Source organism: Paenibacillus dendritiformis (assembly GCF_015845845.1).
Classification (GTDB): domain Bacteria; phylum Bacillota; class Bacilli; order Paenibacillales; family Paenibacillaceae; genus Paenibacillus_B; species Paenibacillus_B dendritiformis_C.
This window is the reverse complement of sequence record NZ_LDIG01000126.1, coordinates 1-22,888: the sequence shown is the minus strand read 5'-3', so window position 1 is coordinate 22,888 and position 22,888 is coordinate 1. Positions and strand designations below refer to the sequence as shown.

Annotated in this window: 25 protein-coding genes and 1 pseudogene; 15 read left to right on the top strand and 11 right to left on the bottom strand. The window is 56.9% G+C overall.

The genetic code is table 11. The features are described from left to right. Positions 1–5 precede the first annotated feature (5 nt). From ABD76_RS11085 to ABD76_RS11040, 10 genes are all read left to right on the top strand, one after another. Positions 6–851: a hypothetical protein gene (locus tag ABD76_RS11085; protein WP_197256866.1), complete on the top strand. Its 846-nt coding sequence runs from the start codon at positions 6–8 to the stop codon at positions 849–851. Between the two features lie 5 nt (positions 852–856). Then, positions 857–2,050, top strand: coding sequence for a WXG100 family type VII secretion target (locus tag ABD76_RS11080; RefSeq protein ID WP_197256864.1), 1,194 nt, complete (start codon positions 857–859; stop codon positions 2,048–2,050). 42 nt (positions 2,051–2,092) lie between these two features. Further along, complete coding sequence (locus ABD76_RS11075) at positions 2,093–2,395, top strand: DUF4176 domain-containing protein (protein WP_197256862.1); 303 nt, start codon at positions 2,093–2,095, stop codon at positions 2,393–2,395. A gap of 107 nt (positions 2,396–2,502) precedes the next feature. Then, positions 2,503–2,778: a WXG100 family type VII secretion target gene (locus ABD76_RS11070; protein ID WP_006674860.1), complete on the top strand. Its 276-nt coding sequence runs from the start codon at positions 2,503–2,505 to the stop codon at positions 2,776–2,778. 125 nt (positions 2,779–2,903) lie between these two features. After that, positions 2,904–4,865, top strand: coding sequence for a hypothetical protein (locus ABD76_RS11065; RefSeq protein ID WP_197256860.1), 1,962 nt, complete (start codon positions 2,904–2,906; stop codon positions 4,863–4,865). Between the two features lie 47 nt (positions 4,866–4,912). Further along, a complete protein-coding gene (locus tag ABD76_RS11060; protein WP_168178886.1) occupies positions 4,913–5,665 on the top strand; it encodes a vWA domain-containing protein in 753 nt (250 codons plus the stop codon). 17 nt (positions 5,666–5,682) lie between these two features. Beyond that, positions 5,683–6,507 carry a hypothetical protein gene (locus tag ABD76_RS11055; protein WP_197256858.1) on the top strand — a complete coding sequence of 275 codons (825 nt, stop codon included), beginning with the start codon at positions 5,683–5,685 and terminating at the stop codon, positions 6,505–6,507. A gap of 146 nt (positions 6,508–6,653) precedes the next feature. Next, entirely contained in the window at positions 6,654–7,205 is a 552-nt protein-coding gene (locus tag ABD76_RS11050) for a ribonuclease FAU-1 family protein (RefSeq protein WP_197256856.1), read from the top strand. 88 nt (positions 7,206–7,293) lie between these two features. Then, positions 7,294–7,485, top strand: a complete 192-nt coding sequence (locus ABD76_RS11045; protein WP_197256854.1) for a hypothetical protein — start codon at positions 7,294–7,296, stop codon at positions 7,483–7,485. Positions 7,486–7,540: 55 nt separating this feature from the next. Beyond that, on the top strand, positions 7,541–7,795 hold the full coding sequence (locus ABD76_RS11040; RefSeq protein ID WP_197256852.1) for a DUF2164 domain-containing protein: 255 nt from the start codon (positions 7,541–7,543) through the stop codon (positions 7,793–7,795). A 116-nt stretch (positions 7,796–7,911) separates the two neighbouring features. Here the strand turns inward: ABD76_RS11040 and ABD76_RS11035 are convergent, their stop codons facing one another. The 3 genes from ABD76_RS11035 to ABD76_RS11025 are packed head-to-tail and all read right to left on the bottom strand — an operon-like array spanning position 7,912 to position 9,501. Further along, the gene (locus ABD76_RS11035) at positions 7,912–8,118 is read right to left on the bottom strand and encodes a hypothetical protein (RefSeq protein WP_197256850.1); all 207 of its coding nucleotides are present in this window, start codon (positions 8,116–8,118) and stop codon (positions 7,912–7,914) included. Next, entirely contained in the window at positions 8,115–8,426 is a 312-nt protein-coding gene (locus ABD76_RS11030) for a hypothetical protein (protein WP_197256848.1), read from the bottom strand. Before ABD76_RS11030 ends, ABD76_RS11035 begins: the two co-directional genes overlap by 4 nt. A gap of 52 nt (positions 8,427–8,478) precedes the next feature. Further along, a complete protein-coding gene (locus ABD76_RS11025; protein WP_197256846.1) occupies positions 8,479–9,501 on the bottom strand; it encodes a polysaccharide pyruvyl transferase family protein in 1,023 nt (340 codons plus the stop codon). A 666-nt stretch (positions 9,502–10,167) separates the two neighbouring features. Here ABD76_RS11025 and ABD76_RS11020 point away from each other — a divergent pair. Beyond that, a complete protein-coding gene (locus tag ABD76_RS11020; RefSeq protein WP_197256844.1) occupies positions 10,168–10,848 on the top strand; it encodes an HAD family hydrolase in 681 nt (226 codons plus the stop codon). Between the two features lie 249 nt (positions 10,849–11,097). On the opposite strand, the gene ABD76_RS11015 is transcribed toward ABD76_RS11020, so the two are convergent. From ABD76_RS11015 to ABD76_RS10990, 6 genes are all read right to left on the bottom strand, one after another. Beyond that, positions 11,098–12,057 (bottom strand): ABC transporter ATP-binding protein, encoded by a 960-nt coding sequence (locus ABD76_RS11015; protein WP_197256842.1) that lies wholly within the window; start codon positions 12,055–12,057, stop codon positions 11,098–11,100. Beyond that, complete coding sequence (locus ABD76_RS11010) at positions 12,054–13,046, bottom strand: ABC transporter ATP-binding protein (protein WP_197256840.1); 993 nt, start codon at positions 13,044–13,046, stop codon at positions 12,054–12,056. Before ABD76_RS11010 ends, ABD76_RS11015 begins: the two co-directional genes overlap by 4 nt. Positions 13,047–13,065: 19 nt before the next feature. Beyond that, positions 13,066–14,013: an ABC transporter permease gene (locus tag ABD76_RS11005; RefSeq protein ID WP_197256838.1), complete on the bottom strand. Its 948-nt coding sequence runs from the start codon at positions 14,011–14,013 to the stop codon at positions 13,066–13,068. Further along, a complete protein-coding gene (locus ABD76_RS11000; protein ID WP_197256836.1) occupies positions 14,010–14,948 on the bottom strand; it encodes an ABC transporter permease in 939 nt (312 codons plus the stop codon). The genes ABD76_RS11005 and ABD76_RS11000 overlap by 4 nt, the downstream gene beginning before the upstream one ends. 124 nt (positions 14,949–15,072) lie before the next feature. After that, positions 15,073–16,773: a peptide ABC transporter substrate-binding protein gene (locus tag ABD76_RS10995; RefSeq protein ID WP_197256834.1), complete on the bottom strand. Its 1,701-nt coding sequence runs from the start codon at positions 16,771–16,773 to the stop codon at positions 15,073–15,075. 304 nt (positions 16,774–17,077) lie between these two features. After that, the gene (locus ABD76_RS10990; RefSeq protein WP_197256833.1) at positions 17,078–17,575 is read right to left on the bottom strand and encodes a copper amine oxidase N-terminal domain-containing protein; all 498 of its coding nucleotides are present in this window, start codon (positions 17,573–17,575) and stop codon (positions 17,078–17,080) included. 329 nt (positions 17,576–17,904) lie between these two features. Between ABD76_RS10990 and ABD76_RS10985 the strand changes: the two genes are divergently transcribed. From ABD76_RS10985 to ABD76_RS10970, 4 genes are read left to right on the top strand one after another with little or no spacing between them, the layout of a single operon-like run. Further along, entirely contained in the window at positions 17,905–18,528 is a 624-nt protein-coding gene (locus tag ABD76_RS10985; protein ID WP_197256831.1) for a TetR/AcrR family transcriptional regulator, read from the top strand. After that, positions 18,525–19,379, top strand: coding sequence for an ABC transporter ATP-binding protein (locus tag ABD76_RS10980; protein WP_197256830.1), 855 nt, complete (start codon positions 18,525–18,527; stop codon positions 19,377–19,379). Before ABD76_RS10985 ends, ABD76_RS10980 begins: the two co-directional genes overlap by 4 nt. Next, positions 19,376–20,119: a fluoroquinolone export ABC transporter permease subunit gene (locus ABD76_RS10975; protein ID WP_197256829.1), complete on the top strand. Its 744-nt coding sequence runs from the start codon at positions 19,376–19,378 to the stop codon at positions 20,117–20,119. Before ABD76_RS10980 ends, ABD76_RS10975 begins: the two co-directional genes overlap by 4 nt. Positions 20,120–20,135: 16 nt before the next feature. Beyond that, positions 20,136–20,882, top strand: coding sequence for a hypothetical protein (locus ABD76_RS10970; RefSeq protein ID WP_197256828.1), 747 nt, complete (start codon positions 20,136–20,138; stop codon positions 20,880–20,882). 404 nt (positions 20,883–21,286) lie between these two features. Here the strand turns inward: ABD76_RS10970 and ABD76_RS29485 are convergent. Both ABD76_RS29485 and ABD76_RS10965 read right to left on the bottom strand, forming a co-directional pair. Further along, positions 21,287–21,529 (bottom strand): annotated as a pseudogene (locus tag ABD76_RS29485) (alpha/beta hydrolase); the annotation flags it as partial. Between the two features lie 66 nt (positions 21,530–21,595). Further along, positions 21,596–22,816, bottom strand: a complete 1,221-nt coding sequence (locus ABD76_RS10965; protein WP_197255154.1) for an IS256 family transposase — start codon at positions 22,814–22,816, stop codon at positions 21,596–21,598. Positions 22,817–22,888 lie beyond the last annotated feature (72 nt).

Genomic DNA, 22,888 nt, shown 5'->3' with positions numbered 1-22,888 from the left:
AATTGATGACGACAGATGATGTTGAAAAAGAAGAGAAAAAGATGAGAGATAGCATTACGCTGGATGCGAAAGAGTTATACTTTCTGACCGGTATTATCGGTTCTGACCGTTTATTGGGCATCGAAGATCCGTTTCGCGGATATTTGACGGACGAGATTGCGGAAGAATGGGACCGGGCCAAGTCAGCTCTGCTGAAAAAGGGATATTTGATTGAAGAGCCGAACGGGGTGGAGTTGTCCATGCCCCCGCATGTGTTTTCCAGCGTAGCCGTTACCGGGTTGGCCAAGCGGTCGTGCTGGGTCAGGTACTCTCATGCGAGCGAAGCGTTCGAAGGGTACCTCCACATGACGGACGAGATGGTCATCCAGCGCGTGCGGTGCAATGAAGATCCGGATAGGTATACGCTCTATGAGATCGGATCGGTGGAAGAGGCCTGCCATCAGCTTATCGAGAGGATGGGCTGGGCCGACCAGCCGGAGACGGACATGACCTCGGTGATTTTGTCCAAAAGGCATTTTCACAAGCTGTATGAGCAGGCTTCGCAGTTGACGGTCGAGCAAATGACATGCCAATTGATGACGTTCGACGGAGAGGAAGAAGGGGCGCTCGCCTTGGCCCGCTCCATGAAAAATAAAGTTGCGGAAGGAGAATTCCTCTTCCTGGTTTGGAATGAGCAGGATTGGGACGTCCAGGGGCTGGCGTTTATCATTGGCGATTCATGCAACTGGCTGATCCGCAAAAGCTCTAAAGGTGACGAAGATTGGTTGACGGCCACGCCGACGACAAAGGAGCAATTTGCCCGAATGTTCGTGCAGTGGGACCGGCAGCTCGCAAAAGATGAGGGAAGGTGACAACGATGCGTATTCTCGTATATCCGGATGCGCTCCGTGATTTGGGCCGTCAGCTTCAAATTGCGGCGGAACAAATACAATCCATACAATCGTCTCTGAGTCAGGCGCTGCACACGTTGACGTGGGAGTCTTCGATCAAGACATCCGTCATGGAAGAATGGCAGCAGGCGTCGCGTCTGTCTTCCCAGATTCACTTGCTGCTGTTCGAGCTGGGCAAGCATATCAGTACGAAAGCGGAGCAATTCCAGACGGCGGATCAGCAGACGAACAGCATATTGCCGCCAGGGGCTAAAATCGGATCGGCGACGGCCATATTCAGCGGCATCATGATGGGAGGGACGTCTCTAATCCTTCCCGGGGTTGCGCCAGGGCTTGGCACGATCTCGAATCCGAATTCGGCCGTTCGCGCGATGAACGGAGGAGGAACCACCATCGGGTTAAGCTGGAAGCCGACGGAAGCCCAATTATACGGTTTCGCCAAGGGCGGGTATGACATGGTGCGCATGCACCGCGACAAATTCAACGTGAATGTGCGGGGAGACGGCTATGTCACCATTAGCGGAGCCCGCTCCGATTACGCGCTGTCCGAAGGGATTCGCGGCACGCGGTATACCGCTTCGAACGCGTCCAATCATCACAACGTATGGAAGTTCGTCGACCCGGGCATCGCGATGAAGGAAGCCTTCTCGCTCAAGGGATGGAGCGCGAAGCTCGGCTATGCCGGCCTCGCCTACGACACAGGCACCGCCGTCATGACGGATTACGAAGCAGGAGGAGCCAGCCGGGCGGTGGCGAGCGGCGTCGTGAACGGTTCGCTCGGCCTGGGCACGATGGCGGCCAGCGCGGCCGTGGGCGCTTATGTCGGCTCCGTCGTCCCGGTGGGAGGGACCATCGTCGGGGCAGGCGTCGGATTGGCCGCGGGCGCGGTCATTTCCATGGCCTCGGAAGTTACGATTAACGGCAAGTCATTGAAAACCTACGCGGTGGACGCGGTAGACAGCGCGGTGGACAACGTATCCGACTCGGTGTCGGGAGGGGCGAAGTCGCTCTCAACAAAAGCGCAATCCGTCTCGGACACGGTAGCTGACGGAGTGAAGGCGGTCAAGAGCGGAACGACAAAAACAGCGAAGCGCATCGCCGATTCCGTCTCGGACACGTTCGGGGGGCTCGGAAAATGGTTCCCGGGCACCGGCTCTTAACAGGTCAGAGACGCAATTGATCAGAGAAGGGAAGGGTGCGATTTGAAGAATCAAGCAGAACAACTCCGTCCTGCACATGAAAAGACGTTACTGCCGCTCGGCTCGGTTGTGTTGCTGCGCGACGGAAGCAAGAAATTGATGATATATGGCCGCAAGCAGCTGCAAATCAAGACGAATCGTCTGTTTGATTATTTGGGCGTCGTTTATCCGGAAGGGTACATAGACGAGAACTTTTCCTTTTTATTCAATCATGAGGATATCGACGTTATCGCCCATGTAGGTTTTTCGAACTATGAAGAAGAAGCGTTTCAAAAAATACTTAAGGAAGTTTCACCAGCTAAGTAAAAGGTAATATGGAAATTAGGTCCAGGGCCTCTTACCGAGTAGGAATGGAATTCATGTACAATTGACCTAGCATTTATCCTATCCATTTCCAAAGGAGGAAGTTAATAATGGCAGGCCGTATTTTAATTACACCTGAACAAGTGGACCAGGTCGCAAATCAATTCAAGCAGGGCGGAGAGCAAAGCCAACAGGTGGTCTCCAGCCTGACGCAAGCGATTCAAGGCATGGAAGGTCAATGGGAAGGGATGACGAAGCAACGCTTCTTCCAGGAGTTCCAGGAAGCCAGCAGACAGATGCAGGCTTTCGTTCAGACGCTGAACGGCATCAGCGAAGAACTGCGCGCGATTGCGAACAAGTTCCGCACAATCGACCAACAGCGATAATACGGAATGCGGGGCTGTGCCGCCGCTGCGCATGAACCTGATAAGAAAACCGGGCGTTGTAGCGACTCCCGGTTTTCTTGCAGTATGCCGCATTATGTAACCTGAATCACCACGGGGGGATGGGAATGTCATTTCAGCCGAATCCGGGAGATTCGATCCGTCTGTACGGAACCGATTATCTCATTGGAGAGCACCCGGCTGCTCCCGGTCTGGCTTATGCGCAGGCCGGAAGGCAAGGAATCGTATACCAATTGATCCCGCATGACGGCGACATGCAGGAGATGAAGGCGCTCAAGGTGTTCTTTCCGAAATACCGCATACCGGCCATGGTTTATCAGTCGGAGCAGTTGGATGCGTACAGCGCCTTGCCCGGTCTGAGCGTATGCAAGCGGCACATCTTGACTCCTGAAAAAAACGGAGGAATCATCCAGGCGCATACCGACCTGTTGTACGCGGTGCTGATGCCATGGGTACATGGCCCTACCTGGTTGGATATTATCGCATCCCAGCGGACCCTAACCCGGCGGGAAAGCCTTGAGCTGGCGACATCCCTTGCGCAGATCTGCTCGGGGATGGAGCAAAAAGGATTGGCTCACTGCGATTTGTCCGCGCCGAACGTATTGCTTCCGTTTTTTTCGGAAGTTAACAGGCATCGCAGCGGCTCCACGATCGAGCTCGTCGACGTGGAGCAGATGTACAGCCCGAAGCTGGACCGGCCGGACGTGCTTCTCGCCGGTTCGCCCGGATATGCGGCGCACCGCACCGTGCAGAGCGGATTGTGGAGCGCATATGCGGATCGGTTCGCCGGGGCGATCATTCTCGCCGAGATGCTCGGCTGGTCCGACGACCGAGTAATCGGGCGGGCATGGGGAGAGAGCTATTTCGATCAGCATGAAATGCAGACCGCCTGCGAGCGGTACGGGTTGATGAAGCGCTCGCTGGAGGAGCGCTGGGGAACGAAGATTGCCGAGCTGTTCGTCCGGGCGTGGGAGAGCCAGGACTTGAGCAGCTGCCCGACCTTCGGGGAATGGCTCATAATTTTGTCCGGCGTGTCTGCTGACGAGCCGGTCGAGGTGCAACCTCAACCACAGCAGCCGTCTCCGCCTGCTGGCGGCACGCCGGCGGGCAAGCTGGATTCCGAACCGGCCGGGCAAGACCCGGTTCCGCCGTTGGCCGCTGCGCAAGCGGCCGGCCGTTCCGATCCGAATGTGGTGGATCGGCTGTTCAACCAGGCCAGGGAGCTCGAGCAGAAGGGCCAATGGCAGAGCGCGCTAGAGGTGTATCGCTCGGCGCATCATTTCGTCTCTGCCGGAAGCCCGATGGAGGTTGAATTGGCGGCCGCCATCGGAGGCTTGGAAGAACGGCTGCGCGCGGCGCAAGCCCCGCCGGGGAAGCGTCCGGGCATGCGCCGCCGAACTGCCGCGCTGCTGGCGGCGGGTATCGTCGTCCTGCTGCTGGGCGCGAGTCCGCTTGTGTATAACATGCTGCAGGCCGATGCCCTGAAGGCGAAGGAGCAGCAGGAGGCGCTGGCCGCGAAGCAGCGCGAGGAGGCGGAGCTGGCCCGCAAGCAGGCGGAGGAGGAAGCCCGCCGCAAGCAGGAGGAAGAGGCGCGGCTGGCGGCTCAGCGTGAGGAAGAGGCGAAGAAGGAGCAGGAACGGAAGAAGCTGGAGCAGCAGAAGCTCGCCGAGAAGAAGCGGGCCGAGCAGAAGAAGAAGGAAGAAGAGCGGAAGAAGCTTCAGGAAAAGTATGACAAGCAGGCGAAATATGAGAAGTATCTCCAGTGGAAGCAGCAGCAGGCGGAGGCGCAGAAGCGCAAGCAGGAGGAAGAGGCCCGCAAGCGCAAGGAACAAGAGGAATTGAAGCGGATTCGGGAGCGGGATGCGGTCCTGCTCGTGGCCTCCTATAACATGACCTACAATTCCGCCAAGCGGGATAATCACGAGAAAGCCCGCAAGAGCGCGCTGGAATTCGCGAAGCGCTACGAGAAGGATCCCGATTATTTCAATAAGAAGCCTGACATGTCCGCCCGGGCGGGACATATTTATAAATATTTGAAAAATCGCGAGCATGAGCTTCCCGATATTTAATCATTTAATCCGGATAGCATGATAGAACAGAGGTGACACCGAAGCGGATGAACTATACGATTCAAGCTTCCCAACGGACGCCGGCGCTCATTATTTATCTCATTGACATCAGCGCTTCGATGAATATGCTGATGGACGGCAAGCGCCGGATCGACATTGTATACGAAGCGCTGTCCTTGGCCATTCGGCAGATGGTATTCCGGTCCACCAAGGGCAATCGGCTCACGCCCCGGTACCGCTTGGCCATACTGGCCTACAGCGATGATGTGTACGACCTGCTGAACGGCATCAAGGGCATCGACGAAATCGCCAGTCTTGGCTCGCTGCCGGATCTGACGCCGGTCCGGTTCTCCGATTCGGCCAAAGCGTTCCGGCAAGCGGAACGGATCCTTGAGGCCGAATTGCCGAATATGCAGGACTGCCCGGCCCCGCTTGTCTGTCATATGACCGACGGGGTGGCGACCGGGGAGGACCCGGAGCCGATCGCGAAGCGGATTATGCAAATGAGCGTGCCGGACGGCAATGTGCTGGTGGAGAATATTTTCATATCCGATCATATTATGGGCTCGCCGATCGCGGAGCCGCGCCGCTGGAAAGGGATTATGGCGGATACGCCATTCAAGGATGAGCATGCCGAGAAGCTGCGCAATATGTCCTCCGTCCTGCCGGAGAGCTACCGGGAGATGCTGGTCGAGGCGGATTATCATCTCGCTCCCGGCGCGCGCATGATGCTCCCGGGAAGCTGCGCGGAGCTCGTGTCCATCGGGTTCCAGATGTCGGCGGCTACGCCGGTTCGGTAGAGATGGGGAGATGGCGCATGCGAATTGGCCGAAGAAAATCGTCCCGACATGACACCGCGGTACAGCGAATCCTGTGCTCCCAGCATAGCGAGCATCCCGTAACGATCATTGAACACCCGTACCGGTGCCGGTACGGCTACGCTCGGGCGGAGGAGACAGTCCAGCAGCGCGAGAACGGGCAGGACTTCCTCGGCCTGCACCTGCAGGGCAACGGATGCAGCTTCGTGCTGTGCGACGGTGTCAGCATGAGCTATCAGGGCGACTTCGCCGCCCGGTTCCTGGGCGAGCGGCTGCTCGGCTGGCTGGCAGACCTGAGCGCGCCCCCGAGCGAGCAAGCCTTCCATGCCTATATCGGAGGGCTGACCGGCCCGGCGACGAAGGCGGTAGAAGATCTGCCGATACCCCATGGCACCCCGCAACTGCTGAGGGAAGTGCTTGAAGAGAAGCGGAGCCGCGGCAGCGAATCGATGTTCATCTGCGGCCGCATCGAGCGCGCCAGCCGCAGCGGGCTTCGCAAGGGCAGGCTGTGGCTCGCCTGGCAGGGCGACTGCCGGCTGCGCCTGTGGGTGAACGGCACGGAAGTGAAGGCGCCGTTCCAGGACAAGATACGCATTGGCGAGCGCTGGTCTACGCTAACCGGCCCTGTCGGCGGGGCGCCGCATCTGTTCACGATGGACTTGCCCCGCTCCGGGACGTACCGGCTGCTCTGTTATACGGACGGCTTGCGCGAGCTGGACGGCTGCAGCGGAAAACCATCGGATGCGGAGCTGCAGCGGATGCTGGATCAGCCGCAGGGCGGCGCGCTGACGGATGACGCCTCATTTATCGAGGTGTCGTGGTGAGCTGGCGGCTCCGTTTTTCATACGCCAAGCAAGGACATCGGAATCGATGTTCTTTTTTTTGCAGATTTTGTGCTTGAAAAACGGTATAATGGAAGAGATTTTACGGAGAACGTGCATTTGGAGACGAGAGAAGAAAGGTTGACTTCATGAAACGAAAACATGCTGACCGCAGCGACTGGAAACGGATTGAATCGCGTGATTTTGCTATAATGCATCAGGATACCGAAGATTTCTCGGGTTATGTGACGCTGCTCCATTTCCATGCGGTGCGTGCGCCGCTTGTCAAAAAAATGGACGGCCGGAAGCTTGTGCTGGCGGACGCCGGTTATTATTGGATGCAGCATTTCCCGCAGGGCAAGCGCTACTCCGTGACGACGATGCTGGATGACAAGGAAGAAGTGGTCCAGTGGTATGTGGACATCTGCGAGCCCCCCGAAGTGGACGAGCGCGGAATTCCGTATTATGAGGATCTATACTTGGACGTCGTCCTGCTGCCGTCAGGGAAGATTTTTTTGCTGGATGAAGATGAATTGGACGACGCGCTTCGCCAGGGACGCATTTCGGAGGAACAGTACCGGCTGGCGTCCGAGCAAGCGCATGCTGTGATGGAGCACATAACGGAGCTGGCCGCTGTCCGGAACGGCATGCATGATTTCCGCAAGCTGAAGCCGCTGCTGCGCCCTTATCCGAACGGGTAAGGAAGAAAACGGGTAAGGAGCCGCAACTTGTGACCTGGCGGCCGGCGGGGAAGCGCGTACTGAGACATAACGGTTGGAGGTGTCTCCGGTGGATATCGGATTCGTTTCATTTTTTGGATTTCTCCCGCTTATGATTTATGCGGTGGTCTTCGTCCTTGGCATCTACATCAGTATTCTGGTCATTCGCGCGCTGCAACGGACCATCCGCTGGCTGGACTTGTCCATTCGGGAGAAGGAGAGCAGGTTGGGACAGCCTCCGGTCTATCCGCCGGATCGCTGATGGCGCGCACGCCGGCTTGATTCAAGCTTAACGAAGGGAATGAAGGAGGAACGGTATGAATCCGATAAAGCTGCCCAGAGAACAGAAGCAGCACATTATGGAGCAGGTGAAGCATTTCTTTGCGGAAGAGCGCGCGGAGGAGCTTGGAGATATCGGAGCGGAGCAGCTCGTTGATTTTATGATCAAGGAATTGAGCCCGCATCTGTACAATCAGGCGATTCAGGATGCAAGGAAGCTGTTCCTCGAGCGAATGGCCGCTCTGGAGGACGATTTATACGCGCTGGAGCGCCCCGTGCAAGGATACCGTTAAGCGGGGGCACGGTCTCTCCCGTACCCCGGGAGCCGGAGCAACCGTATAGGACGGGGGGAGGGCCAGAGAGTTCACGGACAGCGCCGGGGCGCGCGTCTCCGTGCGCCCCGGCGTCATCATTGTTGTGCGGGAATGCGGATGAGTTCGATCGCTTGCAGCGGAATGGCGGCGATTTGCCCGGAAGGTCCGTTTAAAATCAGAGCAACCTTAAGGGTCAGGGTGGAGCTGCCGACGGATTGCAGCGTCCCCGCCGTCACGCCATGAGCGGTCATAATCTCCACTGCATTCCCGATATAACTTCGCAGCAGTTGGCGTAAGTTCATCGCGAGGTCTCCTCTCTGCTTGCCGATGACTGGACATAGGTCACTTTGGAAAACGGGATGACGGCGCGATCGCCGGTTGCTTCCCTTAGCTGCAGAACGCCGGCGCCAACGCTGAGGAGCACGCCCCGCACCGAAGAGCTTGGGGTGCAGACCACGATCTCCGTTGCCACCTTGAACTCCAGGAACCGTTTTAATTCTTCATTAGGTCCCGAAGCCGCTTCATCTGCGCCGCGAGCCAATTCCTCGACTTTTCCCTCCAGTTGTCGAACCTTGTTAACAAGCCGGCGGTACCCGAACCAGAAACCCATCTTGCTTCCTCCTCTCTCAACGATCAATCTGTTCCATCTGTTCCGACGGCAATCACAACCAGCGATGCTGCCGGCATCGCTGCTCGATATCCGCCTTCAGGCGGCGAAGCTGGCGCACGCTCTCGCGTTCGGCCTGGCGGATGCGGGGCAGGGCCGCCTGCGCCTTGGCCTGGCCGTGTTCAAGGAAATCCTCGATTCGCGGCCAATCGTCTTCTCCCTGCGTTTCACCGGAGCAGACATATTCCTCCATGCCGAACGGCCTGAGCAGGCTGCGGAGCTTGTTCATCTTACGGAAGGCGAACACGGGCTTTCCAGCGCGCAGCGCCACAAGCGACGGATGGAGCTTGCAGGAGATGAGCATGTCCATGGATTGGATGATGCTGTAGGTCACGTCCAGCTCCATGAGCGGCGGCAGCGCTTCGGCGGAGGCGCGGGGATGGCGGGCCTTCAGGGCCCGGTACAGCCGATTGCACACGTTGAAGTCGGAGAAGCCGTTCGTCGGATGATTCATGACGGGTATAAGGGCAAGATGGAAGCCTTCGCTTGTCAACCGGAGGAAGAGCCGGAGCATTGCTTCGAACGGGAAGGCGGAACAGGCGGAGACGACGATGCCGATCGTAGGCCTGTCGGATAACCGCTTTACAGGGAACCGGGGCTCCCGATAGCCGAAAGCGATGTCCGGCGCCATCGTCGGATACGGGTGGAATCCGGCCCGGGAAGCGACAGCAAGCGAATGGGCGTCGCGGAATACGGCCTTGTTGGCCTGCCGTATCCGTTCCCGGTACAGATTCATTTGGTCTTCCGGCCAGGTTTCTTCCGGCCAGGCATCGGCAATGCCAACGCCATATACCCAGGTGGGATGATTGCGCAGCGCTGCCGGGAAGTAATAAGGATTGAAGTAGTGCGGCGTGATCAGATCTCCGCCCCCGATGATGACGGCATCGGTCTCATCCGGATTCATATGCGGCAGCCAGGGGTAGACGGCATGTCCGTCGAACCGCTTCTGCAGCGTCCGCAAGCATAAATCGTCGCCGAAGCTCCCCATCCCGTAATATCCGCATACGGCAATATTCATCAATGCACCTCCTCTCCCTCGAAATGAACCGGCCCGCCAACCCGGATAGGGCTCGTGGCTGAAGCAGGCTGGAGCTGTCCGTGTGGCTGAGCAGGCTGGCGCTGTCCGCGTGGCTGACGCGGCGCTGCGCCGGAACGGGGACGCGCAGCGGCGGCGGCATCCGCGCCGATGCAGCTTTGCGCAGGCGGCTGGCGCGGGGCACGGGTCCATTATCGCCGCGGCGAGGGGATGTTCGGGAGTTGAGCCCTAAGCCCGTTCTTCCGCAATGGATCGGCCGCTTGCCGCCTTCCTCTCTACCATATGCGAGATTGATAGAATCGAGATTCCGCTCTCGCCCTTTGCTTCGGAAAATCGTTGTTTGCCATGCGGCTTGCATGCCGCGCGCCGGCTCAGCTTCGCGGTGGAACGAAGTAAGCGATTTCTTTGAATGAGGGCAGCCGTGATCTCCTAGTTCAGCAAGCCTATCCTGGAGGCCCCCAAGTCCCTTTTTCAGGAAATGACTCTCTTCTTGCGAAACAGGTTTGCTATACTGGAAGTATTCTCGACGCTTCTCGACGGGATTGTGCAGCGACGGCAGCCCGGCCCGGTCCGTGCGGTCGGGTACAGGCGCGGCGCATTCATACGGAACATCGGCCGGAAGTCATACGGATAAGGGGATGGGACGTCATGGCGAAGTACAAGTCCCTATTTATTAACTTCTATGAAACATTGGCATGGGAAGATGAGAACATATTGCAGATTGTGTTCCGCACTATCCAGGCGAATTCCCGCCGGGAATGCAGTCTCCGGGAGATTGGCACTTACTGGTGGCAGAGCTTGTCCAGGATGCTTCTCGAGAGCTATGGCAGGGCGTATCAGAGCCAGCGCCAGCTCGCGTGGGAATGCCTGGCCGAGACGCTCATTTATTTCGATTCGTTCAGCCGGCCGGACGATCTGCTGGCGCTGCAGTACGCCAATTGGGAGCAGCCGAACCTTTACGAGGATGCGAGACGGTTCGTGGAGCGGGCCCGCCAATCCTATCCGGTCTATATTTTGTCGAATACGGATCGGGCCGATATCGAGGCGGCTTTGCGCCTGCACGGTTTGGAGGTGGACGGGGTTATGACGAGCGAGGATGCCCGCGCCTACAAGCCGCGGCCGGAGATGTTCCGCTGCGCTCTGGAGCAGTTCCGGCTCAAGCGGGAGGATGTGCTTCATATCGGAGATTCCTTGAGCGGCGATGTGGGGGGCGTGACGAACGTCGGAATCGATACGGTCTGGCTGAACCGGAAAAACAAGCAGGGCAGCTTCCCTCCTATCCGGTTCATCTGCGGCGATCTGTTTCAGTTGTCCTCACATTTGCTGTAAGCATAGTGTCTGTGCATCGTTGCCGTAATCTTCCTCCTGAAGCTGTAGTATGCGGGAAGCTGCGGAGCGGCCCATTCGCGCTATGCGTTGGGCGTCCGGAGGGGCGAGTCTGCTTCGCGAATCGGGGGAGGCCGGCCGGAAGGTTCGCTGCCTTCTCTTTCTTATCTAATAAACAGGAGGCTGAACGGAATGCGTTCGGCCTCCTGCCGTATCTTCTGCTGTGGTCCCTGCGGGCGGCTCGCGGACGGCTTAGGCCAGATGGCAGGCGACATAATGTCCCGGCTTCGCTTCCCGGAACTCAGGCTTGCGCTCGGCGCAGGTCCCGGTCGCGTACGGGCATCGCGTCCGGAAGGAGCAGCCGCTCGGCGGATGCAGCGGACTCGGCAACTCGCCGCTCAGCACGATGCGCTCCTTGCCCGCCTCGATGTCGGGATCGGGGACGGGAATGGCGGACATGAGCGCCCTCGTATACGGGTGCAGCGGCTCCGCATACAGCGTTCCGCTGTCGGCCAGCTCCACGATCTGGCCCAAGTACATGACGGCCACCCGATCGCTGATATGCTTGACCATGGACAGATCATGCGCGATGAACAGGTAGGTCAGCCCAAGGCGCTTCTGCAGATCCTGCAGCAGATTGACGACCTGGGCCTGTATCGATACGTCCAAGGCCGAGATCGGCTCGTCGCAAATGATGAACTTCGGATCGACCGCCAGCGCGCGGGCGATTCCGATGCGCTGGCGCTGACCGCCCGAAAACTCATGGGGATAGCGGGTGGCATGATCGGGATTGAGCCCGACCAGGTGAAGCAGATCCTCGACCCGCTTCCTGCGCGCTGAACGGCTGTCGGCGAGACGATGAATGTCGAGCGCCTCCCCGATAATGTCCATGATGGTCATGCGCGGATTCAGCGATGCGTACGGGTCCTGGAAGATCATCTGCATCTCGCGGCGGAACGCCTTGAGCTGCCGCGGCTTCAGCCGGTAAATATTCGTCCCTCCATACCAGGCTTCCCCCTCCGTTGGCTCGTACAGGCGGAGGATCGTCCGCCCCGCCGTCGATTTGCCGCATCCCGATTCGCCCACCATCCCGAGCGTTTCTCCTCTGCGGACGGTGAAGCTGATGTCATGGATGGCCTTCAGCGTCTGGCCCCGTCCAAGGTGGAAGTGCTTGCTCAGCCGGTTGATCCGGAGCAATGGCTCTGTGCTCATCTGGCCACCTCCCGTGCCAGCGGATGCAGCAGCCAGCAGCTCGCGCTGTGGGTTCCGCTGAGGGCGGTCGCTTCCGGCTGCCGTTCCTGGCAGACGCGCATCGCGTCGCTGCAGCGGGCCCAGAACGGGCAGCCGGCCGGCGGCTTGGCCAGATCGGGCGGCGTGCCGTATATCGGCACGAGCGGCTCATCCTTGCTCTGATCGATTCGCGGCAAGGAACGCAGCAGACCACGGGTGTAGGGATGCTTCGGCTTCTTGAATATTTCCCGCTTCGTGCCGGTCTCGACGATCTGGCCCGCATACATGACGATGACGCGATCGCACAGATCCGCCACGATGCCAAGATCATGCGTAATGAGAATGATCGATGTCCCGAAGTCGCGCTGCAGTTGCTTGAGCACGCGCAGAATCTGGGCCTGTATCGTCACGTCAAGCGCCGTCGTCGGCTCGTCCGCGATGAGCAGCGCCGGGCGGCAGGCCAAGGCAATGGCGATCATGGCCCGCTGCCTCATGCCGCCGGAGAACTCATGCGGGTATTGGGAGAAGCGCGTGGCCGGATGGGGGATGCCGACCATCTCCAGCATCTCTATCGCCCGGCGCTTGGCTTCCTGCGATGTCAGGCGCTGATGCTTCATCAGCACTTCGGTAATCTGGCGGCCGATCGTCATCGTCGGATTGAGCGATGTCATCGGATCCTGGAAGATCATCCCGATATCCTTGCCCCGGATGGACTGCATTTCCCGCTCCTTCATACGCAGCAGATCTTTTCCCTGGAACCGGATCTCTCCTTGATGAATGCGGGCGGGAGGATGCGGCAGAAGACGCATGATCGCTTGGGCGGTCACGCTCTTGCCGCAGCCGGATTCGCCGACGATGGCGACGGCCTCGCCGGGCTGGACATGAAATCCGATGCCGCGCACGGCTTGCACCTCGCCGCCGCGGACATGGAAGGAGACACGGAGATCTTGGACTTCTAGCAATCGCTGCATGGGCGAACCCTCCTTGTCCTTATTTTTTCATCTTCGGATCGAGCGCATCGCGCAGCCCGTCGCCGAACAGATTGAAGCACAGCATCATCAAGCTGATGAACAGCGCAGGGAAGGCAAGGCGCCAAGGATGAATGATCATCGCTTTAAGCGCGTCGTTAATCATCGTCCCCCACGATGCGGCCGGCGATTGGACGCCCAGCCCGAGGAAGCTTAGCACCGCTTCGCTGAAGATGGCTGCCGGCACCGCCAAGGTCAAGGTGACGATAATCGGGCCCATGGCGTTCGGCAGGAGGTGCCGGAACAGAATGCGCATGCCCGACGAGCCGAGGGAGCGGGAGGCGAGGGCATATTCCTGATTTTTGAGCTGCATCATCTGCCCGCGCACGATCCAGGACATATTGATCCAGCCGGTCACGCACAGCGCCATAATAATCGTGCTCAGGCTCGGTTCGAAGACGACGACGAGCAGAATCGCCACCAGCAGATCCGGGATGGAATAGATAATTTCGGAGATTTTATTCATCACCTCGTCAAGCCGTCCGCCGATATAGCCCATGATGCCGCCGTAGATGACGCCGATGACGAGGTTGATGGCCGCGGCGGAGAAGCCGACGGCAAGCGAGATGCGGGCGCCCATCCACGTGCGGGCGAACATGTCGCGGCCGAGATCGTCCGTGCCGAACCAATGCTCGGCGGAAGGCGGCAGATTCGTCTTCTCCAGATTGTTGGAGTAGTAATCGTAAGGCGTTAGCATCGGGCCGATAATCGCCATGAGGATGATGAGGAGCAAGAAGACAAGCCCCGTCATGGCAACCCGATTGCTGCGCAGCCGCAGCCAGGCGTCGCGCCATGCGGATACGCTTTCCTGTTCGATCGCTTCCGCCGCATGTTCGCTGACGTTCGCCTTGCGGAAATCATCCGGGGCGAGAGGACGTTCATCGGCAGAGGAGGAATGGAACATGGTCATGCGGCCTTCTCCTTTCTCGAGACAAGAGTGATGCGGGGATCGATCAATCCGTACGCGATGTCGGTGATAAAGCGGGCGCACATCAAAATAAGTCCGTAGAATAGGGTAATGCCCATAATAAGCGAGTAGTCGCGGTTGCTGATGCTCGTCACGAATATTTTGCCGAGCCCTCCGATTCCGAAAATTTGCTCGATGATGAAGGAGCCTGTCACGACATTGGCCGTGAGCGGCCCGAGATAGGTGACGACGGGCAAAATGCCGTTGCGCAGCATATGCCGGCGGATGATGGCGCCGCGGGATAAGCCTTTGGCCTTGGCGGTCTTAATATAATCGGCCGTCAAGACTTCCAGCATGTTCGAGCGCGTCAGGCGCGCGATGAAGGCAATAGGCAGGGCGGAGAGCGCCAGGGTCGGCATAATGTAATCAAGCGGACCGTTCAGGCCAACGACATGCAGCCACTTCAGCTTCACGCCGAAAATATATTGGAAGAAGGAGGCGAGCACGAAGCTGGGGACCGAGACGCCCAGCACGGCGATGACCATCGAGGCGGAGTCGAGCAGCTTGCGATGCCGCAGCGCCGCGACCATGCCCAGGCTGACACCGACGACGACGGAGACGATAATGGAGACGACGCCGAGCTTCAGGGAGTAGGGGAAGGCATCGCGAATCGTCTGGCCGACTTCGCGGTCCATCATTTTCATCGAAATCCCCAGATCGCCTTTCGCCAAGTTGGACAAGTATACGAAATATTGCTCATACAGCGGTTTATCCAGCCCATATTGGGCCATCAGACGGGCGCGAATTTCCGGTGGAACCGCTTTTTCCGACATAAATGGATCGCCGGGAATGGCCTTCATGAGCAAAAATGTGACGGAAGCCAGCACCCACAGCGATAGGATGAGATAGAACAGCTTGGTCAGGGAATACCGAATCATGGATGCATCCTCCTCCTAGTCAGGTTCATTCATTCCGCACGGGATATGAAGAAGCGGGACGCACCGGCAATTGGCCAGGTGCATCCCGGACGGACTTCATACCGGGAGAGCGCGAGCAGCGCCGTTATTCGAAATAACCCCGGCTGTAGTTGATCATTCCCTGATAGTCGATAAACACGTTCTTGAGGTACGGCTTCTTCAACCCGACGCTCGTATAGTAGTACAGCGGAAGAATGGCCTGATCCTGATCGATCAACATGTGCTCCGCCTTCGCCATCAATTCCATCCTTTCCTTATTATCCAACGATTGCTTCGCCTCACGGACGAGCTTGTCGAATTCCGGATTGCTGTAGCCGATATCATTGTTGCCGCTTCCGGTCGTGTACAGATCGATGAAGGACATCGGGTCGTTGTAGTCGGTCTGCCATCCGGCCCTGGCCATCTGATAGTTGAGCGCGGTGCGGTTCTTCAGGAAGACGCCCCATTCCTGATTCTCGATTTTCACTTTGATGCCGAGATTTTTGCTCCACATGTCGGCGACGGCCTCGGCCACCTGTTTGTGGCTCTCATCGGTATTGTAGGCGAGCGTAATTTCAGGCATGGCGGATAGTCCCAGCTCGCTGAGCCCCTTCTGCAGCAATGCCTTCGCTTCCTCTATATTTTCTGTGAAATAATCGTCCTTGTGCTCGTTGCGGAATTCGTCCTTCTCGCCCACGATTCCCGGAGGAACGATCCCGAATGCGGGCAGCTGTCCGCCGAGAGTCACCTTGTCGACAATCAGCTGGCGGTCGATCGCCATTGACAGCGCTTTGCGGATGTTGACGTTGTTGAACGGCTCTTGTTGGTTGTTGAACAAATAGTAGTAGCTGGAGGCGATGCCCTTGATCTCCAGTTCGTCCGGCTTCGTTTCCTTCAAGATCGGAATTTGTTCATTCGGAACGCGTCCGGTCGGCATGCCGGCATAATCAATCTGGTCGGTCTCGTACATGTTCAGCTCCGATCCCGAATCGGCGACCATGGACATCTGCACCTTGGTGAATTTAATTTCATCCTTGCCGTAGTAATGCTCATTTTTCACCATCTCCAGCGAGCTTTGCTGCTTCCATTCGCTGATTTTGAACGGGCCGTTCGAAATAATGGTGCTCGCCTCAGATGCCCATTTCGGATTGTCTTTGACGGAGGAATGAACCGGGAAATAGGTCTGAAAAGAAAGCAGGCTTAAAAAATACGGAGTGGAATGCTCCAGCTCGACCTCGAGCGTGTTGGCATCGACAGCCTTGATGGCTACCGAGTTCGGATCGGTGCTCTGTCCGGTGTTGTATGCTTCCGCGCCCTTGATATAGTACAACTGGTAGGCGTACGGCGGCGCCGGCTCGGTCTTCGGATCAAGCACCCGTTTCCAGGAGAACTCGAAGTCTGCCGCCGTTACGGGATCTCCGTTCGACCATTTCGCGTCCTTCCGCAAATGGAAGGTGTACTTGGTGCCGTCGGGAGATATTTCCCACTTCTCGGCGGTGCCCGGGACGGCTTCTCCGCTCTCGCTGCTCCGCGTTAACCCTTCGAACAGTCCGATGAGCACGGCGTGCGCCACCGTATCCTGCGCCAGTCCGGGATCGAGCGTCGGTGGGTTGGAGTGCAGATTGAAGCGGAAGACTTGCTCTTTCGGCGCTTCGGTCTGGTCTCCGGACGACGGATCAGCCTGCTTTTCATTGTTCGTCGGAGGCGAGGAAGAGTTGGCGTCTTGGCCGCTGCCGCCACAAGCGCTAATATAAGCGCTTACAACCAATAATAGTGTCAGCATGGCCAGCATGGATTTACGTCTCATTCGCATAGCGTACCCCTCTCTTGGTATGAAGTGGTCCACCTGGCCGGCGGAGACGATGAAGCGGCAGCGATGCGGCCATCGGTGTATACCCTATCATTCTATAAAAATGCCAACTCGTCTCTATATATTCCCATTTGGGATAAATTTTCATGAAGAACGTCAAGGAAAGCGCCGATTCCCGGCCTGGAGCGGCGGCAGAAGCGGGTCTTTCGGTTCATGTCAGGCAAAGAGCACGCCAAAAAACAGGACCGGAAGAGTCCGGTCCTGTTCTGCGTCCGCCGTCCTGCTGTCGGCGGCATACGGATTATTCGGAATAATAAGGCTGCGGCTCATACCAGAGCGTAACGGTTCTTGACTTGCCTTCCCAGGTGAAATCGAACAGAAATACGTCGTGCAGCAGTTGAATCGGCACATAGGTTTTGCCTTTGATCACTTTGGGAAGCGTGGTCAGCTTCGTATCCTTGCCGTTGACTTTCATCTTATTGGTAAGCGAGTTCCAGGCGATATCATCCTCGGGGCCATCGATATATACGGTGTGGCTGATGGCTTCCCACCGGACCTTGAACTGGAATGCCTCACTGATATCCATAATGGGCACATAGGTCTTGCTGTCGATCAGAAGTCCGTTCTCTGTTATCGGTTCGCCATCCTTGTCGACGACCAGAACGCTGACGGGTTCGGGCGTGAGCTTCGCCGCCCGGGACTTGTCTTTCTCCTTGGCGGCCGATGCCGGAAGGCTGATCGACGCCACCAGAGCTCCTATTAACATAATCATGCCCAATGTACGAAGAGTAGCTTGCATTGAACCGACAACCTCCTTTACTACTAGTTTATAACGTGGATAACCCGAAAAAGTTACATGTTTCTTCAATTTTCTTGCCTTTCTCCAAAAAAATGTCGTCTTCGGGGCATCGAACGGCATGACATGTCCGGTATTTACCCGGAATGCAGACCTATGATTCAAGCAGCAGAGGATTGAATATAGGCGGGATGGCGGACGGGAAGGGGACGCGTTCCACAGGTGACGCAGATGAAAGCGAGATGAACCGCCGGGTTGACAAGAGGAAAGGAATGCCGTTTAATTATGAATATAAAATAAAAATATTCATATATTCACAAGGAGAGATCGTTATGCCGCGCTTCAGCAAGCAGGAGAAGGAAAAGATCAGACAGGATCTGAAGGATAAAGGGAAGCAGCTGTTTACGGTGTTCGGCTTGAAAAAGACGAGCGTTGCCGATCTGACCAAAGCGGTCGGCGTGGCACAGGGCACGTTTTATTTGTTCTACCCTTCGAAGGAAGAGCTGTATTTCGAGCTGCTGGAGGAAGAGGAGCAGGCGGTCCGCCGCCATTTATCCGCTGTCTATCTGCAGACTGATTCGCCGATGACCCGGGAACGGTTCCGTCGCTTTCTTCAAGAATCGCTGCGCATGCTGGATCAAAATGCGTTTTTGCAGCAGCTATATGACGAGGAACTGGTGGAATCGCTGTTCCGCAAGCTGTCTCCCGAGACGCTGGAGCGGCATTACGGCGACGATTATGACGAACTGTATCCATTTCTGGCCGAAGGGCAGCGGCAAGGCTGGATGCGGAACGGTTCGCCCGACGCGATAGTCAGCCTGATCCGGTCCTTCGTTCTGTTGTCGCTGCAGAAGAAGCGGATCGGCGAAGCTTATTATGAACAGACGATGGAACTCTTGATCGAACTTATGGCCGAAGGGCTCATTATCGAAGCGGATCGGAGGGAGAACGAATGATTGAGGTGAAGGGGCTTCGGTACCAATACCCGGGCCAGGCTGATTATACGTTGAAGGGGATTGACTTTGAAATTGCCCCGGGCGAGATTTTCGGCTTTCTCGGCCCCTCGGGAGCAGGCAAGAGCACGACGCAAAAAGTACTGATCGGCACGCTGCCCCGCTATGAAGGGACCGTACGGGTTATGGGGCGGCCGCTGGAACAGCAGGGCCGGGATTATTACAATCGCATCGGGGTCGCATTTGAATTTCCGAATTTCTACAGCCGGTTCACCGCGCTGGAAAATCTGCGCCTGTTCGCCTCGCTCTATGACGTGAAGACCGAGGATCCGATGCGCATGCTGGCGCGGGTCAGGCTCGACAGCTATGCCGGCATGAAGGTCGGACAGTATTCGAAGGGAATGAAGATGCGGCTCAATTTATGCCGGGCCCTGCTGCACCGACCCCGCCTTCTCTTCCTGGACGAACCGACGTCCGGGCTCGATCCGGTCAATGCGGCTCTGGTGAAGGAGCTCATTCTGGAGCAGAAGGCCGCGGGTAAGACAATCATCATCACGACGCATAATATGGCCGCGGCGGAAGAGCTTTGTGATCGGGTCGCCTTCATCGTCGACGGCGAGATTCGCCTTATCGATTCTCCCCGCGTCCTGAAGGTGAGAGCCGGCAAGCGCACGGTCCGGGTGGAGTACCGGGAGGACGGATCCGGGAAGCGGGCGGAGTTCGGGCTGGCCGGTCTGGATCGCAATGAAGACTTTTTGCGGCTGCTGCGGATCGGAGCGATTGAGACGATGCATACGCAGGAAGCGTCCCTCGACCAGTTGTTCATTGAAGTGACCGGGAGGGCTTTGACATGAACCAGCCGGCCGTTCAGTACCGGGGATTCACCCCGTTCCGCCGTGCCGTCCGCCGCTTCCGCCATGCGCTGACGGGCGATATCCGGCTGCAGATGCGCCATCAGTTCTACACCGCGTATGCTCTGGTGAGCACGGTCTATATTGTCCTGCTTCATCAGTTGCCGGCCGGGTACAGGGCGACGGCGAATCTGCTCCTGACCTTCTCGGACCCGAGCATGCTCGGCTTCTTCTTCATCGGCGGGCTCGTATTGCTGGAGAAGGGGCAGGATATTCACGAAGCCTTGTTCGTGACGCCGCATTCGCCGTCCGCTTATATCGGATCGAAGACGTTATCTCTTATGCTGCTGTCCTTGGGGAGCAGCCTCCTGATTCATGTCAGCACCTTCGGATTCCATCGGGGGCTGGGCTGGTTCCTGATCGGGGTGGCGCTGACCTCCGTATTTTTTACGCTGGTCGGCCTGGGGCTGGCCGCCCGCTGCCGGACGATGAACGGGTTCTTCTTCTGCTCCGTTCCCCTGTGCGTCTTCTTCACGCTGCCTGTCGGGGAGGTTCTTGGCCTGTACGGAGGCGGCTTGCTCCGTGCTCTGCCGGCTGCGGGATCGCTGCTGATGCTCCAGTCGGCCTTCCGGCCGGCGCCGGACGGCGAGCTGCTCCTCGGAGCCGCCTGTCTCGTCGTCTGGATCGGCCTGGCGTATGCATGGGCCTTCCGGTCGCTTCAATTATTCCGGCACCGTTGCTGAACGAAGGAGGTACACGATGAGTCGAACGATGCAATTTTTTCGCTATGACCTGCTGCACATGGGCCGCGATCCGATGATGCTGTTCATCGTGACCGCCCCGGCCCTGCTGATCGCCGCGCTCGCATACGGCGTCCCGTGGACCGCTGAGCTGCTCGAACGGCAAGCCGGAATCCATCTGATGGAGCATGCCGGCATTATATCCGGCGTCGGGCTGCTCCTCATTCCGCTCGTGATCGGCGTCATGGCCGGCCTGCTCATGCTGGATGAGCGGGACGAGAGGGTACTGCACTATTTTGCGGCGACTCCATTGCGAAAGAGCGGTTATTTGCTCCGGCGCATGGTTGTTCCGCTGGCGCTGGCCGGGCTGTATCTCGCGCTTGCGGCTGTCAGCATCGGGTGGATGCCCTTAAGCCCGGCGGCCGCACTGGGCGCGATGCCGATGCTGATGCTGGAGGTTCCGCTGATGGCTCTGTTCCTGACCGGCTGCGCCTCGAACAAGGTGGAAGGCTTGGCGCTGTCCAAGCTGGGCGGGATCGCGGTCTTCCTCCCGGTGCTTGCTTACGTGCTCCCGGCTTCCTGGCGGCTCGCGTTTTTCTGGCTGCCGACCTATTGGGTCACGCATCTGTTTACGCCGGAGCCCGCAGCCGGATTTCCGGCTTCGGGGCCGTGGGGGACGGCAGGAAGCATCGCTTGGGGCATCGCCCTTCATGTCCTGTGTCTGGCGCTCGCCTACAAGCGGTACCGCAATCGGACAGAAGAATAAGAGAATGTGCGAATCACATAATCTTGCTGACAAAGTCAGCAATTTTTCAACAGAAAACATCTCATTCCCATCGTACGATGGGAGTGAGGTGAACGATATGTACGTAAACGTTATAAAGACTAACAGGAATGTTCTACTTTACTTGCTGGCAGCAGGGGCTGCGCTATTTGCCCACAGACCAATTAGGTCTCGGCTTCAGCTTCAATGCATTTTTATTATATTTTTCAAATGTAATTTCACTTGGGGTATTCGGATTCATTTCTTCGTTTGTTTCCACCCATATTTTATTTTTGGGCGATGTTTTAAAACAATGTTGAAATTAAATAACTTTTAAGGGAAGCCATTTTGACTTCCCTTAATTCGCTTTTAAAGAAATTTATACATCAATCATTTTTTATTATCATTTAACGTACGTAAATATGTTTTTTCAGCCATTGTCTGAAATACTGCAACTGTTCCTCAGAATGGAAATAGTGTTCTCCATTCTCCATTACTTGCAAATTACAGTTAAAACGTTTTTGAAATTCAGATACAACGTCAAACTCACATAAGTTATCTTCTGAACCATAGAGAATTGAAGTTGGATTATTCCAAGCAACAATGGGATGTTCTTTCACATAACAGTAGTAATCCCAATAGAGAGTTTGTCGGGTCTGTCAAGAGTTTTGTGTAAACGCATTGATGATGAAGCCCCCTCGGGGGCGGTTCGCCCCTTAGCTTAAATGTTGTCCGACCCGATCCGGGAAGAAGATGGAGAGCTGGAGGAGGATTTGTCCCCAGTTCTGCACGCGCCCCGTCCATTTGCGAGTCACATCCATCGTCGCCAGGTACAGCATCTTCAGCAACGCCTCGTCCGTCGGGAAGATGCTCTTGCCCTTGGTCACTTTGCGAAGTTGGCGATGGTAGCTCTCGATGATGTTTGTGGTATAAATCAACTTACGGATCTCTGGCGGAAACTTGAAGAAGGTCGCGAGCTCATCCCAATTGTTGCGCCAGGAACGGATAATGAGCGGGTACTTCGTTCCCCAGACTTCTTCAAAGCGATCCAATTCCACAAGAGCGGCTTCTTCCGTGCTCGCCTTGTAGATCGGCTTCAGATCGGCAGTGACCTTCTTTAGGTCCTTGTAGGACACATAGCGCGTTGAATTGCGAATCTGATGAATGATGCATTTCTGAATCTCCGTCTGTGGATAGCATGCGGTGATGGCCTGCGAGAAGCCGGTCAGGTTGTCCACACACGTAATGAGAATGTCCTGTACGCCGCGATTCTTCAACTCATTCAGCACGCTCAGCCAGAACTTTGCAGATTCATTCTCGCCGATCCAGATGCCCAGAACATCCTTGTTGCCATCCAAATCGATGCCGATGACCATGTAAGCCGCCTTATTGACGATGGCGCCATCTTGCTTCACTTTAAAGTGAATGGCGTCCAAAAATACAACGGCATACACGCTTTGCAGCGGCCGGTTTTGCCATTCTTTGACCAGGGGCATGATCTTGTTGGTGACATTGGAGATAAGCGTAGGGGACACCTCAATGCCGTATAGCTGCTGGAGATGATCCTGAATCTCCCGTGTGCTTACGCCCTTGGCATAGAGCGCAATGATCTGATCCTCAATGCCGGTCACGTTCGACTGATACTTTTTCACCACCAGTGGCTCGAACTCACCTTGCCGGTCGCGGGGCACCGAAATCTCTTGCTCCCCATACTCACTGGTGATCTTCTTGCGGCTCTTGCCATTGCGTGAATTGGAGGTGGTCTTCTCCGCTTTCTCATGCTTCTCATAGCCCAGATGCGTGTCCATCTCGGCCTCCAGCATTTCCTGAATCGTCTCGGCGAACAGATCCTTCAAGGCGTTTTGCGCATCTTTCGCGGTCATGAGCTTGTTCTCTTTAATAAACGCTCGTAGTTGCTCTTTCGTCCATAGTCCCATGTGTTCTCCCAACCTTTCTATTAGTTCCATTTTAATAGGTTTTGGAGTTTACACAAACTATTTTACAGACTC

Excerpts from the sequence above, each read along its gene's own strand:
- ABD76_RS11085 (WP_197256866.1), top strand. The coding sequence starts at position 6 with ATGACGACAGATGATGTTGAAAAAGAAGAGAAAAAGATGAGAGATAGC.
- ABD76_RS11080 (WP_197256864.1), top strand. The coding sequence starts at position 857 with ATGCGTATTCTCGTATATCCGGATGCGCTCCGTGATTTGGGCCGTCAG.
- ABD76_RS11070 (WP_006674860.1), top strand. The coding sequence starts at position 2,503 with ATGGCAGGCCGTATTTTAATTACACCTGAACAAGTGGACCAGGTCGCA.
- ABD76_RS11065 (WP_197256860.1), top strand. The coding sequence starts at position 2,904 with ATGTCATTTCAGCCGAATCCGGGAGATTCGATCCGTCTGTACGGAACC.
- ABD76_RS11060 (WP_168178886.1), top strand. The coding sequence starts at position 4,913 with ATGAACTATACGATTCAAGCTTCCCAACGGACGCCGGCGCTCATTATT.
- ABD76_RS11055 (WP_197256858.1), top strand. The coding sequence starts at position 5,683 with ATGCGAATTGGCCGAAGAAAATCGTCCCGACATGACACCGCGGTACAG.
- ABD76_RS11050 (WP_197256856.1), top strand. The coding sequence starts at position 6,654 with ATGAAACGAAAACATGCTGACCGCAGCGACTGGAAACGGATTGAATCG.
- ABD76_RS11040 (WP_197256852.1), top strand. The coding sequence starts at position 7,541 with ATGAATCCGATAAAGCTGCCCAGAGAACAGAAGCAGCACATTATGGAG.
- ABD76_RS11035 (WP_197256850.1), bottom strand. The coding sequence starts at position 8,118 with ATGAACTTACGCCAACTGCTGCGAAGTTATATCGGGAATGCAGTGGAG.
- ABD76_RS11030 (WP_197256848.1), bottom strand. The coding sequence starts at position 8,426 with ATGGGTTTCTGGTTCGGGTACCGCCGGCTTGTTAACAAGGTTCGACAA.
- ABD76_RS11025 (WP_197256846.1), bottom strand. The coding sequence starts at position 9,501 with ATGAATATTGCCGTATGCGGATATTACGGGATGGGGAGCTTCGGCGAC.
- ABD76_RS11020 (WP_197256844.1), top strand. The coding sequence starts at position 10,168 with ATGGCGAAGTACAAGTCCCTATTTATTAACTTCTATGAAACATTGGCA.
- ABD76_RS11015 (WP_197256842.1), bottom strand. The coding sequence starts at position 12,057 with ATGAGCACAGAGCCATTGCTCCGGATCAACCGGCTGAGCAAGCACTTC.
- ABD76_RS11010 (WP_197256840.1), bottom strand. The coding sequence starts at position 13,046 with ATGCAGCGATTGCTAGAAGTCCAAGATCTCCGTGTCTCCTTCCATGTC.
- ABD76_RS11005 (WP_197256838.1), bottom strand. The coding sequence starts at position 14,013 with ATGACCATGTTCCATTCCTCCTCTGCCGATGAACGTCCTCTCGCCCCG.
- ABD76_RS11000 (WP_197256836.1), bottom strand. The coding sequence starts at position 14,948 with ATGATTCGGTATTCCCTGACCAAGCTGTTCTATCTCATCCTATCGCTG.
- ABD76_RS10995 (WP_197256834.1), bottom strand. The coding sequence starts at position 16,773 with ATGAGACGTAAATCCATGCTGGCCATGCTGACACTATTATTGGTTGTA.
- ABD76_RS10990 (WP_197256833.1), bottom strand. The coding sequence starts at position 17,575 with ATGCAAGCTACTCTTCGTACATTGGGCATGATTATGTTAATAGGAGCT.
- ABD76_RS10985 (WP_197256831.1), top strand. The coding sequence starts at position 17,905 with ATGCCGCGCTTCAGCAAGCAGGAGAAGGAAAAGATCAGACAGGATCTG.
- ABD76_RS10980 (WP_197256830.1), top strand. The coding sequence starts at position 18,525 with ATGATTGAGGTGAAGGGGCTTCGGTACCAATACCCGGGCCAGGCTGAT.
- ABD76_RS10975 (WP_197256829.1), top strand. The coding sequence starts at position 19,376 with ATGAACCAGCCGGCCGTTCAGTACCGGGGATTCACCCCGTTCCGCCGT.
- ABD76_RS10970 (WP_197256828.1), top strand. The coding sequence starts at position 20,136 with ATGAGTCGAACGATGCAATTTTTTCGCTATGACCTGCTGCACATGGGC.
- ABD76_RS10965 (WP_197255154.1), bottom strand. The coding sequence starts at position 22,816 with ATGGGACTATGGACGAAAGAGCAACTACGAGCGTTTATTAAAGAGAAC.